This window comes from Psychrobacter sp. T6-6, assembly GCF_052258185.1.
Lineage (GTDB): Bacteria > Pseudomonadota > Gammaproteobacteria > Pseudomonadales > Moraxellaceae > Psychrobacter.
The window spans coordinates 1-15061 of record NZ_JBQQEX010000001.1 but is presented as its reverse complement, the minus strand read 5'-3'; the positions used below and the strand labels follow the sequence as shown (position 1 = coordinate 15061).

The following is a 15061-nucleotide window of genomic DNA, read 5'->3' as shown; positions in this document are numbered from 1 at the left end:
TTAGAAAGTACTCAAAGATGAACGGACAGGGCAAAGGGAATTTGGCTTGTCCTTAATAGGTACGCTTCAACAGCTACTTTTTGATAGATACGTTACTGACAAGTATAAGTATAAAGGTAATGTACTCACTGTGATAGAAGGAATACAGGCATGGAACGCCTCTCATATACAGACTCTCCGAATACAGTCATAGGTACCGATCATGTTGCGACCAGTCAGCAAATTGACACTGCGACTGATCACACGACCGATAAAAAGCCCTATATCTCACATCAGCCAGATGCCAACGGTCATATTCAGTACGGCGAAGATGAGCATGCCATTTGGCAAGATTTGCTGACGCGTCAAGCTGAGCAAATCCCCAACCGCGCATGTACTGCATATCTAGAAGGTTTGACTAAGTTAAATTTATCGGCGACGCGTATCCCGCAACTACAAGACATCGATGAGGTATTGCAAGCGTCCACAGGATGGCAAACCGCAGCGGTGCCTGCATTGATCAGCTTTGGTAAGTTCTTTAAACTACTCGCCAATAAGTCTTTTCCTGTGGCGACGTTTATTCGCCGGCCTTGTGATATGGACTATATCGAAGAACCGGATATTTTTCATGAAATTGTTGGGCATTGCCCGCTATTGACCCATCCAGCATTTGCGACGTTTAACGAAACCTATGGTAAGTTGGGTCTGAGTGCGACCAAAGAAGAAAGATGGTTTTTAGCACGGCTCTATTGGTTTACTATCGAGTTTGGGTTGGTCGGTAGTCAGCTTGAGGACCGTAGAATCTATGGCGGCGGTATCTTAAGCTCACCTTCTGAAACAATCTATGCGCTTGATCAGACGGTACAAGATACATCCAAACAGCAGCCTAGCCCCCAACCTGAGCACCGTGCATTTGATTTGCTTGATGTATTGCGTACGCCTTATCGTATCGATCAAATACAGCCGATTTACTATGTGATTGACGAATTAGACATGCTATTTGATATCGTCGATAGTGACATCATGGGGACGGTCAAGCAGGCGATGTCACTTGGGTTGTTTGAGCCGACTTATCCAGAAAAAACTCGTTAAAATTCAAATATAAACATAAACATCAATGCAGTCATTTCAGTACGGAGTATTGAAGTAGCGCTAAAGCTATTTCAATATGGATATACGAGTATTAGAGAAACAGCTATTAAAAACAAACAACTTAAAAGGATTTTATTATGACAGCACTATCACAAAGCAGCTGCGAAGCCTGCCGCATTGGCGCACCGAAAGTCGACGATGCTGAGGCACGTGAGCTATTAACACAAATTCCTGATTGGTCATTGATTGAGATAGATGGCATCCAGCAATTGCAGCGTCAGTACAAATTTAAAAACTTCGTCGCAGCGATGGCATTTGCCAATCAACTGGCAGATATCGCTGAAGCAGAAGGGCATCACCCAGGCATTTTGGTAGAGTGGGGCAAAGCGACCGTCACATGGTGGTCACATAGTATTAAAGGGTTGCATCGTAATGACTTCGTCATGGCGGCTAAGACCGATAAACTACTTGATAAGTAACGCATAAGCCATTCGGTTATTCGCTAGCAAACCCGTTTTCTAACGCTATAAAATTAACACTCCCAAATTCAAACCCACTCTAATGCCAGTATCTACTGGCATTTTAAGGATGTGTCATGCCACCAAAACCACTCACCGAGATCAGCGCCAAGCTTGCCTTTATCATCTCCGCCATCGTCATCGGTATCATGGGCATCACCATGATCGGCTTTGGCTGGGTACCGCATTTGTCTCTTATCTTGGCCATCTGTGTACTGCTGGCTATCGGTATGACTAAAGGACTTAGCTTTGACGACATGCAAGCGCAAATGGCCTCAGGCGTCATGCGCGGTATCGGTGCCATCTATCTGTTCTTCTTTATTGGACTCATGGTGGCGGCTTTGATGATGTCAGGGGCGATTCCTACACTGATGTATGTAGGTTTTCAGCTGATATCGCCTGAGTACTACTATATCTCTGCCTTTGTCTTAACTTCGATTATTGGTATTGCCTTGGGTAGTAGTTTGACGACGGCTGCCACTTTGGGCGTTGCCTTTATTGGGATGAGTAATGCCTTTGATGCCAATGTCGCGATAGCAGCGGGGGCAGTGGTATCAGGCGCGTTCTTCGGTGATAAGATGTCGCCCTTGTCTGATACCTGTACCATTGCGTCCTCAGTAGTCGGTATCGATCTGTTTGAGCACATTCGCAATATGATGTATACCACTGTACCTGCATGGATACTGACAGTGATATTGTTCTGGATGTTCTCAGGACAGACCGTCAGTTCTGATTTGAGTCAAGTGACCATACTACAAGGACAGCTGATAGACAGTGGTTTGGTACATGGGTATTCGGTACTGCCTTTTGTAATACTAGTTGGATTGGCACTGTTTCGGGTTAATGCGATCTATACGATTATCTGTACCATTGCCGCAGCATTAATTATTACTTATGTACACAGCTCACCAAGCTTTGGTCAGTTGGGTGGGTATCTATTTGCAGGCTATGCTCCCGCTGAGTCCTTAGAGCTGGGTGAAGTCGGTGGTATGCTGTCGCGTGGCGGTGTACAGAGTATGTTCTTTACCCAGGCGATTGTGATATTGGCATTGAGTTTAGGTGGACTGTTAACGGCACTAGGAATACTGCCAGCATTACTGTCTGGTATTAAGAATACACTGACGACGTCAGGACGAGCGATATTTGCGGCTGCAATGTCGGCGCTCAGTATCAATGTGCTGATTGGTGAGCAGTATTTGAGTATTCTATTATCTGGTACGGCATTTCGGTCGACGTTTGAGCGTCTGCAACTGCACCCAAAGAATTTGTCTCGGACGATTGAGGATGCAGGAACGGTGATCAATCCATTGGTGCCTTGGAGTGTGTGCGGGGTGTTTATCAGTCAGGCATTAGGGGTGCCAGTATTAGAGTATCTGCCGTATGCGTTCTTCTGTTATTTGTCATTGCTGCTGACGCTGTTGTTTGGGTTTACGGGGCTGACGATTAGTCGGGTGGAAAAGGGGAAGACTGTTGAGGCATGATAGGTGAGGTTTTATAAAAAAAGGCGTGACTCATATTAGCTACGCCTTTTTTATAATGTGAAATCTGTATTTATTGATCTGCCGTTTGGGCATCCTGACTTTTCACCACTTTATGCTGATCCTCTGTGCTGTCGACTTTCCAGTAGCTAGACATATATAAATGCGTCTTTGGTATGTCGCGCTCCATTTTAAAATACTGGCGCAGTGCGCGCATGCTATGGAACTCGCAAGCCGCCCAAGCTGCAGGCTGTCCCTCAAGCCAAGTCAATGATTTGACCGAGTCAAGCAAAGGGCTGCTATCTGCATTTGGATGCGCGTTAATTACCCAATGAATCTCGACGTTATCTGGTTTTTTAAGTGATTGCTGGTCTGCCTCAGTCGTCACTTCAAGCACGGCATAGCCACGTGCATCAGCGGGTAATTGTGCCAGATTGACCGTGATTGCTGGTAACGCCGTCATATCACCGACTAACAAAAACCAATCGGCGTCATTGTTGATGAGTTTTTTGGGTCCGGGTCCGCCTACTAATACTTGATCACCAGCTTGAGTGTTGCGTGCCCACGTCGATGCAGGGCCTGCAGCCTCATGTAAGGCAAAATCAACGTCTATCTCATCATCGCGCTGAATGCTGACGGTGTAGGTACGTACCACTGGCTTTGCATCCTCGCCTTGAGGAAACATCAGTTTGATATAAGCGCTTTCTTGATCCACTGGAAAATCAGTCAGTCCTGTGCCACCAAGCGTGACACGGCACATGTTTGGGGTGAGGTATCTGCTACCAATAACATCAAGTAATCTAGGGGTTGGTTTTGCCATATATTATCTTCCTTCTTTTAGTGCGTGTAGCTTTTCGCGTATAACATTGGTGCTCAAACTATTATGTACGTTCGTTTGATAGTTTATAAGGCAAGAGCACTGCTTTGATAGTCTATTGTCTTAAAAATCTATACTGTCTTAAAAACACATCGCTAGAATGGTCGACTGCCAAACACCATTCTAACGATAACTGAGTTCATAAGGTTTAAAAATTGGCTTTTAGACTGACGGACATTTGGCGTTCAGGTCCCATCCAGCAGTTCTCGGTATCGTAACAAGCGCCGACATAAGTCTTGTCAAACAGATTATTGATACTAGCACCCAACGCGAGCATAGGGTTAATCTGATAACTACCACCAATATCGACCAACGTCACGCTTGGGAGCTCGTCTGAGTTTTGCTTATCAATCTGCATGCCATCTTCATAGCGAACGCCAGCATTTAGAGTCAGTTTGTCTGTCGCATAGTAGTCTGCCCATAGCGTGGCTTTGTGCTTTGCCGTTTGGGCAGGAGTGTTGCCGACCACATCTGGATTGAACTCATCTTCGGTAATCTCAGCATCGGTATAGCTGTAGCTTGCCGCGAGATCTACCCAGTCATTAAGCATGCGACTGCCTGATATTTCAAACCCTTGTGATTCAATCTCACCCGTTTGAACTTTCTGTCGATAGTCAGCGGGATTGGTGACGACGACATTTTGCTGTGTGATATCGAATACGGCTAGCGTTCCTTTGGTCGCACGGTCTGGAGACAAGTACTTCACCCCAGCTTCGAGCTGATCAGCAGTGCTAGGGTCAAAGGGTTCATTGGTAATAAAGTTGCTACCAACCACAGGCTGGAACGACTCTGAATAGCTGACAAATGGGGAGAGTCCATTGTCAAAATCATAAATTGCAGCAAAACGGCCGCTGGTTTCGGACGCGTCATTACCAAACGTCTCGTTATTATAAACTGCACCTTGAGAGGCGTCGGTTTGCTTAGTCGTACTCTCAAAGTTGTCGTGACGTAGTCCAGCGACAACGGTTAAATCTTGCCACTTCATTTCGTCTTGCACATAGAATCCAAGCTGGCTTTGTTCGATATCTTGTGTCTGACGATAGGTATCCAGCGGTAGCGTAGCCGTATTTATTTGTGAAAAGTCTGGATTAGACAAGTCAAGATTTGGCGTGCCATTTGCACCAGCATCATAGTAAATCGCGCTGCTGTCTGTCTCTTGATATTCAGCACCAAACAATAAGTTATGTGAGGTGTTGCCAGTATCAAATGTATAGGCCAGTTGATTGTCTGTGGTCCAGTTATTCATGTTCTCATCAGTGGTATAGGCGACGCGATTGAGAATCGTGTCACTACCTTCTACAAACCCTCTATTGTACATATTGCGCTGCTGCGCCTCAGCATCGGTATAGCGCGTGATGTGTTTAAAGGTTAACTTATCATTGATATCCCAGTTCACGGTGACACTTGGCATAAAGACTTCTTTGCTAAATTTATTCCATTCATCACCTGCATAGGCGTCACTGTCCAATTTGCCATAGCTTGCTTTGTAGACCGTACCGATAGCAGGGAGCGGGGTAGAGGGTACCATTTCGGGATCATCTTGATAAAACAAGTTGGCAAGTACAGAGACATCGTCGGTCGCTTGCCATTCAAGCGACGGATTAATCAGCAATCGCTCTTCTTCTGTGGTTTGCATTTGACCGTCTTTTTGACGTTTTAGCGCCACTAGGCGGTAGTTCAGCGTGTCTGTGATAGGACCTGTACTATCGACTGCGACTTCCTTTAGGTTTTGATTACCGAATCGCAGCTGTACTTCATTTTCTTGTGTGCTTTTGGGGGTCTTGGCTATTTGGTTGACCATACCTCCAGGTGCTGCGTAGCCATAAAGCGAGGATGCTGGTCCTTTGATAACTTCTACTGCCTCTGTTGCATAGACGTCGACTTGCGGCATGAGGTTCCAAGCGCCATCGTAGGGTAGTCTCAGTCCATCATAAAAATTAGAGTAAGTTTTGAACCCGCGGATGTTGTACTCATCAAATATCGATACTGTGCCACGGCTTTCAGTGCTCACGCCTGGCTCATAACGTAGAGCCGCATTAACGCTATCTGCTTGTCGTTTTTGTAATAAGTCTTGATCGATTCTGGTATAGCTCATTGGGGCATCGTCTGGGTCCAATGCAGTTTTGGTACCGGTACTGCGATAGCCATCTGAATAGACGGTAATAGCGTCTAAGGTAGTCGATGGCGCTGTGTCATTGCCCACTTTATTAATATCAACAGAATTTTCTACGCTTGTCTCAATCACGTTATTTTCAATACTGTCAGCCGTATTGTTTTCGATACTGTTTGGGGTGTTCTCAGCATAGGCTGAATGGCTCAGACCCATTGCTAGTCCCAGTTGGACGGCTAAGGTTAAACGTTTTTGGCGAATGAATTTGGACGTTGAGACAGAACGCATCATGTTTCCTTGTAAGGTGTTATTGAGTACCAGAAATAGAAGAAAAGGAATAATAACATTAACGATAATCATTATCATTAAAATTTACAAATAAAAAGGTTTTAGAGGGATATTAAGCGAGATGGTGCTGTGTCTATAGCCTGCGCATGACCAGTAGTTATCATCATCAACGTTAGTAGGTACCGCCTATCCGCTAAAAGGCGTAACTTATCGATAATTGCTGCTACAAGTAATAGCGTTTATATGGCTTTTCTCGTATGATGCAGGCGTCTATTTGGGCTTAAGTAAACCAGTAGGCATTGTTAAGGGCAACTACTGATAGAGCGCTCTTGTTTATCAGTGACTAAAAAGCGCTAAAGGCCATATTTATGAACGAACCTATGCCGAAACCCACGAACAACCAACGCTACTTCACGGTATGGCGTTGGCACTTTTATGCTGGGATGTTCGCGGCGCCTTTTTTGATTGTTTTGGCCATCACTGCACTTGGTATGCTGTTCATGTCCAACACTGCAGGCCGTGATGATGATCGTCTCACCGTGGCTATACCAGAGTTGACCAGCCAAGCACCTGTTTCTATCCAAGCCAAAAACGCGCTGAGCACTTTGCCCAATAGCACACTGGTTAAGTATATCGCGCCTCGCGATACAGATACGGTCGCCTTGTTTCAGATAAAATCAGACGAACACAGCAACATGGTGGCGGTCAATCCTTATACGGCTGATATCGTCCAAAGTACACCGTCTAATAGCGGGCTATATAGCACCTTTAATGATATTCACAGTGATTTGTTGGTTGGAAAAGTTGGTGATTACCTCCTAGAGACCGCGGCGTCCTTGACTATATTGATGATATTGTCTGGCTGGTACCTCTGGTGGCAAAATCGCAAGTCCGTCAAAGCGATGTTAATACCTAACGATACGGCAACCAACAAGAAAAAACGGTCTTTTATGCGTACCATTCATGCCACGCTCGGCAGTTGGGTCTCTATACTACTGCTGTTTTTTTTGTATTTCAGGAATGGCATGGGCAGGCGTATGGGGCGAGAGAGTCGTGCAAGCATGGAGCCAGTTTCCTGCGGGTAAGTGGGGTGTGGCACCAGTGCCAGTATCTATTGATCATAGCCAACATAGCACCATGCAGGAATCTGCTGCAGTACCACATGTACATGGTGCAGCCGCGCCTACACATGGTAGCGCCTTAAACTTAGGAAGCACTAAAGAAGTGCCTTGGGTGCTTGAGCTGACGCCGATGCCAGCATCAGGCACAACTATGGGTGAAAATGGTATCGCTCCCGATATACCGATTATGATAGATACGGTAGATCGGTTCGCTCGTGAGACGGGGTTTGTAGGGCGCTATCAACTAAACCTACCACAAGGCAGTACAGGCGTCTGGACCATTAGCCAAGATTCAATGAGCTATGATATGAAAAGTCCAACAGCAGACCGTACGGTACATATCGACCGCTATTCGGGCAATATCTTGGCGGATATACGTTTTGATGATTATAATGCTTTTGGTAAATTCATGGCGGCTGGTATTGCGCTGCATATGGGCACACTTGGATGGTGGAGTGTACTTGCCAATGTGCTATTTTGCCTTGCAGTAATCGCTATTTGTGTCAGCGGTTATGTCATGTGGTGGCAACGTCGCCCGCGTCATGCTAGTCAGAGCAGTGGGTTAAACCCGCCAGCACGTGGACAGCACTTTGCAGTGTGGTGGCCGCTCGCCATTCCTTTATTAATAGTGGCTATCATATTCCCAACCGCTATTATTGCGATTGTGGTGATTGTGCTATTAGACTTTTTAGTGATTTCTCGTGTTGGGTTGTTGCACAGATTATTAAAATAAATGGCTCAAAAAGTTATTCTTATTTGAAAAAGCGGGGCATCTTGTTAAGAGACGCCCCGCTTTTTTCTATTGTTTGAGTTGGCTCTGTACCGAGATGGTCTTTATGACAACATAGCAATGGCGTCCTTACTAGCGCGTTGTCTTTCTTCAGCATTGAGCTCAGTGAGGCGACCTTCTTTCATGAGCAGTAACCGATCAGCATGCTCAAAGTAACCATCATCGTGACTGATGATAAACAGCGTTTTACCCAATGCTTTTAGTTCAGGTATCAGTGTCTGGTAGAACACGCGGCGAAACGCAGGATCTTGGTCAGCCGCCCACTCATCGAGTAGTAAGATGTCTTTTTGTTCAGCGACCGCGATGAGCATAGCCAAGCGTTTACGTTGTCCTTGTGACAGCTTGTCTGTAGACAATTGATTGTCAGTCACGCTGACTTTGTCTTGTAAGTTCAACTTATGCAGCCACGCACTTACCAGAGACTCATCTGGCTGCTGTCCTTGCTGACCAATCAGTTGCTTAAATAGATGCTGATCGCTAAAGATAGCAGAATATAGCTGTCTATAGTCAGCATTGTTGTGCGGCTCAACGCGCAGTGTATCGATATACACTGCGCCCGTAGTAGGGGTAAAGATACCCGTAATAATCTTGGCAAGCGTAGATTTCCCGCTTCCGTTAGCCCCAATAAGGAACACCACGTCGCCTCGTTTGAGCGTCAGATTAACACCTTTTAAGATATTGCTAGTAACGTTGCCAGTGGTATGGTCACCCTCGCTGTCATTGAAAGCGGTATTGTTCGAGGTACTGTCACTAGGAAGACCGTTACTGGAAACACCGTTACTAGAAACATGGTAGCGATAGTTTACATCAGTTAGCGAGATGGTCTGCCAATGCTGGCTAGTACCACTTGTTTGAAATGTAGGCTGGTGCTCAGCTAACGCTAGTGATTGTATTTTGTCTAGGGCAACTTGAGCTGTTTGTAGGGTTGGATAGGCACCGACAGCATGGAGCAGTGGTGACTGCATAAATAGGATGGTCAAAGAAAAGGTAGTGGCGATACCCATCGAGATACCCAGGTAATTGGCCACCGCAAATACCACACCAATCGCGGCAAACATCATAATATTAGACCAGTTCACGGCTGACAAATGATAAGTGTCAGACTTGATCACTCGTTCTTTATAAGCTGCCGCGTGTTCTAAAAAGTCATGCGTGTATAGTTGCTCGGCACGGTGATGGTTGAGTGCCAGCTCTTTACGACCATCGATGATTGACTGATAGTCTTGATACAGCGCATCGTTAATCTCTCTAATGGCTCTTAGATGATGATACACATGCTTGACCAAAATAGTGCTGATCCAAATCGTCATTGCAATCCAAAACATCACGATCAGTAATAGTGGTAGCGAAAGCCAGCCCAGATAAAACCCAACACCAACAGCCAAAATAACACCTTGTACCAACTCCGGCATACGCACGAAAGCGACGGTAATAGACTGAATATCTGCGGATAGACTGGCGAGTAGCCGTGCACTACCCAGATGATCGATTTGAGGAACTGTGGTATCGATGATTTGCTTGACCAGTTTGGTTCTGAGCTCATAGACGAATTTGTGCCCCAAGCATGTCAGTGCATATTGCGATACAAAGGTGGTCATCAACAATAATAGTACCAGTAATACAAACTGTCCTAAACTTGCCCACGATAAGGTATTGAATACAGGCTGGCTGATAAAGGTATGATTGATATAAGCAATAATACCGACACTAACAGCAGCATTGATTAAGTTGAGTAAGATGACTTTTAAAAAGGGCGAGCGATACTTTGCCCAAATCATATGATACAAAGAAGTGCTGGCACGAGAAGACATAATGACTCAGTAATAGTATAAATTTTTGATAGCAGAAAAGGGAGTAGGTCGCGCCTAGTCCCTTCTATGGAACTCAATGATGTCTAGAAATCGAACGTTGCGGATACTTTTAATGCAGTGGGTTCGCCAGCATTTAAGTAACCATAACCTGGCAGACCACCGACTGATTGCCAATAATCTTCATCCGTGACATTAGTGACCATGCCTTTGAGGGTGACATCTTGTCCGCCAAGCATCGTGCGATAGCGGGCCCCTAAATCTAAGGTCGTATAACCATCAACTTTTAGAGTATTGGCAGCATCTGCGTAACGTGCCCCTGTGTGGATAATATCGCCTGTTAACGTTAACCCTTCAACTGCGGCTAAATCATACTCTAGGTTGACATTGCTTTGAAGCGTAGGAATGCCGATGACTCTATTGCCATCTAGTGCGTCATTGCCCGTGTCTCTTTGCTTAGCACTTAAGTAGCTGACACCAGCATTGAGGCGCATGTTCTCACTTGGACTACCAAAGACCGTCAACTCAGCACCTTGGTGACGGTTTTCACCCGCTTCGACAAACGTACTGGCGTCATTGATATAGGCACGTGGCTCATCAGTACTAAATAATGCTAGACTGCTGCCAATCATACCATTGTCATATTTAACGCCCACTTCAGTTTGTTTACTGACATATGGATCTAAGTTTTGCCCGGCATTAGTCAAGGTATTACCATCGATGTCATTCAATGGTGCTGTAGCACCTTTAGCCAAGCTTTCGATGTAGTTGCTATAAATAGACCAATCCATACTCGGCTGATAGACAATGCCGATACTTGGGGACCATTTACTCTCATCATATGCAGACAGTTGAGCTTGAGTATTATAGTCATAGCTTGTCGTTTTTATATTCTGATGACGCACGCCTACCGTAGTCTTTAGCTTGTCATCAAAAAATGAGAGCGTGTCAGCGAGCGCAACGCTCTGTAGCTCGGTCTCAGACGTACGTTTGGGATTATCTAGATCACCACCAAAAATAGCAGCACTTGACCACGCGTTATTAGCATAATCAATAGGATCATAGAGGTTGGTCGCGAGTTGGTTACCAAAGTCAAAAGCGTAAGCGCCTTTTTCTTCTTGATCATAAAGATCAGCGGCTAGTACCCAATTGTGATCAATCTTACCTGTTTGCCACTTACCCCGTAGTCCAAGCTGGGCACTTTGCACCAGATCTTCACGAGTATTATCGAAGCGATAAGTCGTGCCTGTGCCGTCGGCATCCGTGACGGTGAGGTTTGCCAAGGAGTTGGACTCGTCACTGCTTCGAATACCATAGGCACCGTAGCCTGTGATACTGTCATTAAAGTCATACTCACCTCTAATAGTACCAAAGATGTCTTCCTCGTTAGAGTAGGTCCAAGGCTGTGCCCAGTTTTTCGTACCTTTTGGCGCTTTTGGCACATCTGTGACACCATCTAACGTGACATTGGTACGCGTCTCATTGAGCTTATTATCTTGCCAACCAAGATCGGCGGATAAACGGTACTTGTCGGCTCTGTAATCCAAACCAAGCGCTGCTAGTCCTAAAGTTGAGGATTCATCATCGATAGCGCTGTCACCATCTTGATAGGCGGCATTGAAGCGCACACCAATGGCGTCACCCGTACCAAAGCGATTACCGACATCTATTGCGACTTTACCTTGATCACCTTGACCATAGCCAACCGTTATCTCACGCAGAGGATCATTGTCAGCCCGTTTAGGTAGTAGGTTGATAGTACCGCCCGCATTATTACCGCTAGGTGCAGCACCATTTAACATCGCTGATGCTCCGCGTTGAACCTCAACGCGCTCGAACAGTTCAGTTGCGATGTATTGTCTTGGTAGAATACCGTATAGACCATTGAACATGGTGTCATCTGAGGTAGTCACAAAGCCGCGCATAAAGTACGCTTCTTGGAAATTACCATAACCTCTAGCGACACGCACGGTTGGGTCTTTTTTGAGTAGATCGCCTACGCTTTGGGCTTGCTGGTTGGTGATGTATTCATTGGTGTATGAGGTGGTGGAGAAAGGAGTATCCATAATATCTTGATTACCCAAGAGTCCAACACGGCTACCGGTTGCGACTTGTCCGCCCTCATAAGCGCTCGGTAGTCCAGACGCTGACGCATCGGCGCTACTGGTGACGACGATGGTATCAAGCACCACACTGGGAGAGACAGACGAAGAATCAGTGTTTATATCTGTCTGCGCCCATGCTGCATGACTTGCGCCTAATAATAGTATTGATGTAGACAGATAGGCTGAGTGCCGCGCGCTTGATGATCGCGTGTGGCGAGATGTTTTTACAGTATTGATGCGAGATAAAGCAGAATATAAGCGAGACAGTTGCATTGGGTTTTCCAGCAAGTATGTTAAGCGTCTATTGTAATGATAATCATTTTCGTTATCAATATTATTACGGCATTAATGCTAAATATACTTTTAGGTTGTAGGGTAGAGTCTTTTACCATTGGGGTTTGAGAAAGTCACCAATCATAAGCAGGCTGTAGTTTGTGGGAAGTTAGCTATGCATTGGAATGGAATAGTATAGTTCTGGCGCTAAAACCTTAGTAAATTGCCAATTGCTAAGTATCAGTGAATGCGGCTCAGTCTAAATGCATAAGATCCGTTTTATAGTGTTGATGACACAGTGATGGACTTACCATAAGAGTACATAACAGTCGGTTAGTTTCTTTTATTTGTATCGTCTATGTCAGATAATGAACCGCGAATATTTTGCAGCTTGCGTATATTTAAAGGTTTTCATCACACAAACACATGGCATGATTTGTGCAACAACTGAAGTTAAAGTAAGACTTAAATACCTACCCAAAAATTATTAATCAGGAAATCATCATGGAAAAAGTACTAAAGAAAGCTATGGCTACTATTGTTTTACCTACTATTCTACTTGGTGTTTCTGGCTGTGCTGTCACAGGCAACAGTGGTATTGATAATGAAGGTGACAGTCGTAGAGTGAATAACGTCATGTGGAATAATCAAGTCGACATGGATTTTCGTGATGTGCTAGCAAAAGAAGTCAATGCTAATGAAACGAGACTGGTGTTTATTCGTAAAAGTGATGATGACCTAGAACAAACCAGTGCCAATATTTCTGTCAATAATAGATATCAGGTGAGCTTGCACCCTGGCAATTATACGGCCGTTAACTCTTGCGTTGGTAGCAATCAGTTAAGTGCTCATGCTACTGGTTTTAAAGACAATGATTTGTTGGCAGATAAGACAGACTATAAACTTGATGGTGGACAAACATACTTTTTCTATGTTGACATGGATGCTTTTGGCAAAAGCACACTGGAACAAATAACGAGTGATAGTGCTTTACCATTACTAGAAACCAAACGTTATCAAACTCATCAAATTAGCCGAGTGGTACCCAACTGCGCAGTACCAACAGCAGTTATAACGCCGATACCTGAGGCTTTGCCAGTAGTACCAGTATTAGCTGAAAAAGTGACCATCGAACTTGAAGTGCTGTTTGAAACGGACAAATCTGTAGTACAGCCTGAATACTATTCTAAAATATCTGAAGTCGCAGAATTCATGGCTCAATACCCAAACACTATGGTTACTATCGAGGGGCATACCGATAGTCGGGCAAGCGAACGCTATAATCAATCACTATCACAACGACGCGTAGATGCCGTAAAAGAAGTATTGATTACTCAGTTTGGTATCGATCCTGAACGTCTAAATGCTATCGGTTATGGTGAACTACAGCCTAGAGCTACCAACGATACAGCTGCTGGCCGTCAGCTTAACCGCCGTGTTGTCGCTGTGGTCGAAGAACGCGTGGGTAATTGATACAAGTATATTTATATTATAAATAAAGCCGCATCATAAAAGTATTTCAAGCGGCAACAAAGCATTTAAAAAAGGGTAACCAATGAATACTATCATCGTAAAAACTAATAATACTACTGAGACTGTAAGCCAGATAGAAGTCGTCACAAAAGATGGCATACCTACAGTTATTCAAGCCTCAGAAAGAGTGAATTACGAGTTTCATGACAATGCCATAAACCGTGCTCCTAACCATATTATTACTAAACGTATTAAGAACGACCTCCATGTCTCATTTGAAAAAGAAGGCGAAGAGAGCGATCTTATTGTTGAAGGTTTTTACGACAGTGCAGATAGTGCTCTACTAGGTATTGCTGAAGATGGTGAGTATTACTACTATATTCCAGATACTGGTGAAACCTATGATTATGTTACTCAATTAGAAGTGGGTGACGTGGAAGGGCAAGCATTGGGCGGGGAAGTCTATGCAGCTGTCATCCCTTGGTGGATACCTGCTGCTGCTGGATTGGGAATTGCCGGACTATTAGCGAGTACAAGTAGCAACAGTCGAGATGACACCCTCATTGAAGATAATACGCCGCCATTGGTAGAAAATGAAGTTATAGCTGGTAGTTTGGGGCAGTCGGTTACTATTACTTTGTTAAGTAGTGCTATCGACCTTGAGGGCGATATTGACCCAACTAGTGTCAAACTAATCAATCTAAACACTGGACTTGAAGTCACCAGTCTAACCGTACCGGGTGAAGGCACATGGAGCGTGAATCCAGAAACAGGAGCAGTCACTTTTACCCCAGAGGCGGGCTTTACTGCTGATCCAACTCCAGTGGCATATATAGTGTCTGACTTGACTGGCAACAAATCCAATCAAGCCACTATAACCGTCGACTACCCACCAACGGCGCCAAACGTTGAAGATGAGATTCAAACAGGCAGTGTTGGTCAGCCAGTCGTCATCAATGTGCTAGATAACGCCACCGACCTTGAGGGCGATATTGACCCAACTAGTGTCAAACTAATCAATCCAAACACTGGACTTGAAGTCACCAGTCTAACTGTACCGGGTGAAGGCACGTGGAGCGTGAATCCAGAAACAGGAGCAGTCACTTTTACCCCAGAGGCGGGCTTTACTGCTGATCCAACTCCAGTGGC

11 protein-coding genes are annotated in these 15061 nt (G+C 45.0%); 7 read left to right on the top strand and 4 right to left on the bottom strand.

Annotated elements, in window-relative coordinates; all coding sequences use genetic code 11:
• Nucleotides 1-150 precede the first annotated feature (150 nt).
• The 3 genes from phhA (at nt 151) to ACTXGL_RS00045 (ending at nt 3070) form a co-directional block, all read left to right on the top strand.
• On the top strand, nt 151-1071 hold the full coding sequence (gene phhA, locus ACTXGL_RS00055) for a phenylalanine 4-monooxygenase (RefSeq protein WP_443524007.1): 921 nt from the start codon (nt 151-153) through the stop codon (nt 1069-1071).
• A gap of 137 nt (nt 1072-1208) precedes the next feature.
• Nucleotides 1209-1550 carry a 4a-hydroxytetrahydrobiopterin dehydratase gene (locus tag ACTXGL_RS00050; RefSeq protein ID WP_443524006.1) on the top strand — a complete coding sequence of 114 codons (342 nt, stop codon included), beginning with the start codon at nt 1209-1211 and terminating at the stop codon, nt 1548-1550.
• 116 nt (nt 1551-1666) lie between these two features.
• Complete coding sequence (locus tag ACTXGL_RS00045) at nt 1667-3070, top strand: Na+/H+ antiporter NhaC family protein (RefSeq protein ID WP_443524005.1); 1404 nt, start codon at nt 1667-1669, stop codon at nt 3068-3070.
• Between the two features lie 70 nt (nt 3071-3140).
• Here ACTXGL_RS00045 and ACTXGL_RS00040 read toward each other — a convergent pair whose 3' ends face one another.
• Nucleotides 3141-3887, bottom strand: a complete 747-nt coding sequence (locus ACTXGL_RS00040) for a siderophore-interacting protein (protein WP_443524003.1) — start codon at nt 3885-3887, stop codon at nt 3141-3143.
• 205 nt (nt 3888-4092) lie between these two features.
• The gene (locus ACTXGL_RS00035; RefSeq protein ID WP_443524002.1) at nt 4093-6342 is read right to left on the bottom strand and encodes a TonB-dependent siderophore receptor; all 2250 of its coding nucleotides are present in this window, start codon (nt 6340-6342) and stop codon (nt 4093-4095) included.
• Between the two features lie 368 nt (nt 6343-6710).
• Here ACTXGL_RS00035 and ACTXGL_RS00030 point away from each other — a divergent pair, with 368 nt between their 5' ends.
• Both ACTXGL_RS00030 and ACTXGL_RS00025 read left to right on the top strand, forming a co-directional pair.
• Complete coding sequence (locus tag ACTXGL_RS00030) at nt 6711-7427, top strand: PepSY-associated TM helix domain-containing protein (protein WP_443524000.1); 717 nt, start codon at nt 6711-6713, stop codon at nt 7425-7427.
• A complete protein-coding gene (locus ACTXGL_RS00025) occupies nt 7363-8196 on the top strand; it encodes a PepSY domain-containing protein (protein WP_319052313.1) in 834 nt (277 codons plus the stop codon). The genes ACTXGL_RS00030 and ACTXGL_RS00025 overlap by 65 nt, the downstream gene beginning before the upstream one ends.
• 101 nt (nt 8197-8297) lie before the next feature.
• Here ACTXGL_RS00025 and ACTXGL_RS00020 read toward each other — a convergent pair whose 3' ends face one another.
• Nucleotides 8298-10064: a cyclic peptide export ABC transporter gene (locus tag ACTXGL_RS00020; RefSeq protein WP_319052312.1), complete on the bottom strand. Its 1767-nt coding sequence runs from the start codon at nt 10062-10064 to the stop codon at nt 8298-8300.
• A gap of 83 nt (nt 10065-10147) precedes the next feature.
• Nucleotides 10148-12439, bottom strand: a complete 2292-nt coding sequence (locus ACTXGL_RS00015; protein ID WP_443523999.1) for a TonB-dependent receptor — start codon at nt 12437-12439, stop codon at nt 10148-10150.
• A gap of 504 nt (nt 12440-12943) precedes the next feature.
• Here ACTXGL_RS00015 and ACTXGL_RS00010 point away from each other — a divergent pair.
• The gene (locus tag ACTXGL_RS00010; RefSeq protein WP_319052366.1) at nt 12944-13912 is read left to right on the top strand and encodes an OmpA family protein; all 969 of its coding nucleotides are present in this window, start codon (nt 12944-12946) and stop codon (nt 13910-13912) included.
• A gap of 82 nt (nt 13913-13994) precedes the next feature.
• Nucleotides 13995-15061: Ig-like domain-containing protein (locus ACTXGL_RS00005; RefSeq protein ID WP_443523997.1), on the top strand; the 1067-nt coding region annotated here is incomplete at its 3' end.

Bases quoted from the DNA above. Each gene is read 5' to 3' on its own strand.
- phhA (WP_443524007.1), top strand. From the start codon at position 151: ATGGAACGCCTCTCATATACAGACTCTCCGAATACAGTCATAGGTACC.
- ACTXGL_RS00050 (WP_443524006.1), top strand. From the start codon at position 1,209: ATGACAGCACTATCACAAAGCAGCTGCGAAGCCTGCCGCATTGGCGCA.
- ACTXGL_RS00045 (WP_443524005.1), top strand. From the start codon at position 1,667: ATGCCACCAAAACCACTCACCGAGATCAGCGCCAAGCTTGCCTTTATC.
- ACTXGL_RS00040 (WP_443524003.1), bottom strand. From the start codon at position 3,887: ATGGCAAAACCAACCCCTAGATTACTTGATGTTATTGGTAGCAGATAC.
- ACTXGL_RS00035 (WP_443524002.1), bottom strand. From the start codon at position 6,342: ATGCGTTCTGTCTCAACGTCCAAATTCATTCGCCAAAAACGTTTAACC.
- ACTXGL_RS00030 (WP_443524000.1), top strand. From the start codon at position 6,711: ATGAACGAACCTATGCCGAAACCCACGAACAACCAACGCTACTTCACG.
- ACTXGL_RS00025 (WP_319052313.1), top strand. From the start codon at position 7,363: ATGGCATGGGCAGGCGTATGGGGCGAGAGAGTCGTGCAAGCATGGAGC.
- ACTXGL_RS00020 (WP_319052312.1), bottom strand. From the start codon at position 10,064: ATGTCTTCTCGTGCCAGCACTTCTTTGTATCATATGATTTGGGCAAAG.
- ACTXGL_RS00015 (WP_443523999.1), bottom strand. From the start codon at position 12,439: ATGCAACTGTCTCGCTTATATTCTGCTTTATCTCGCATCAATACTGTA.
- ACTXGL_RS00010 (WP_319052366.1), top strand. From the start codon at position 12,944: ATGGAAAAAGTACTAAAGAAAGCTATGGCTACTATTGTTTTACCTACT.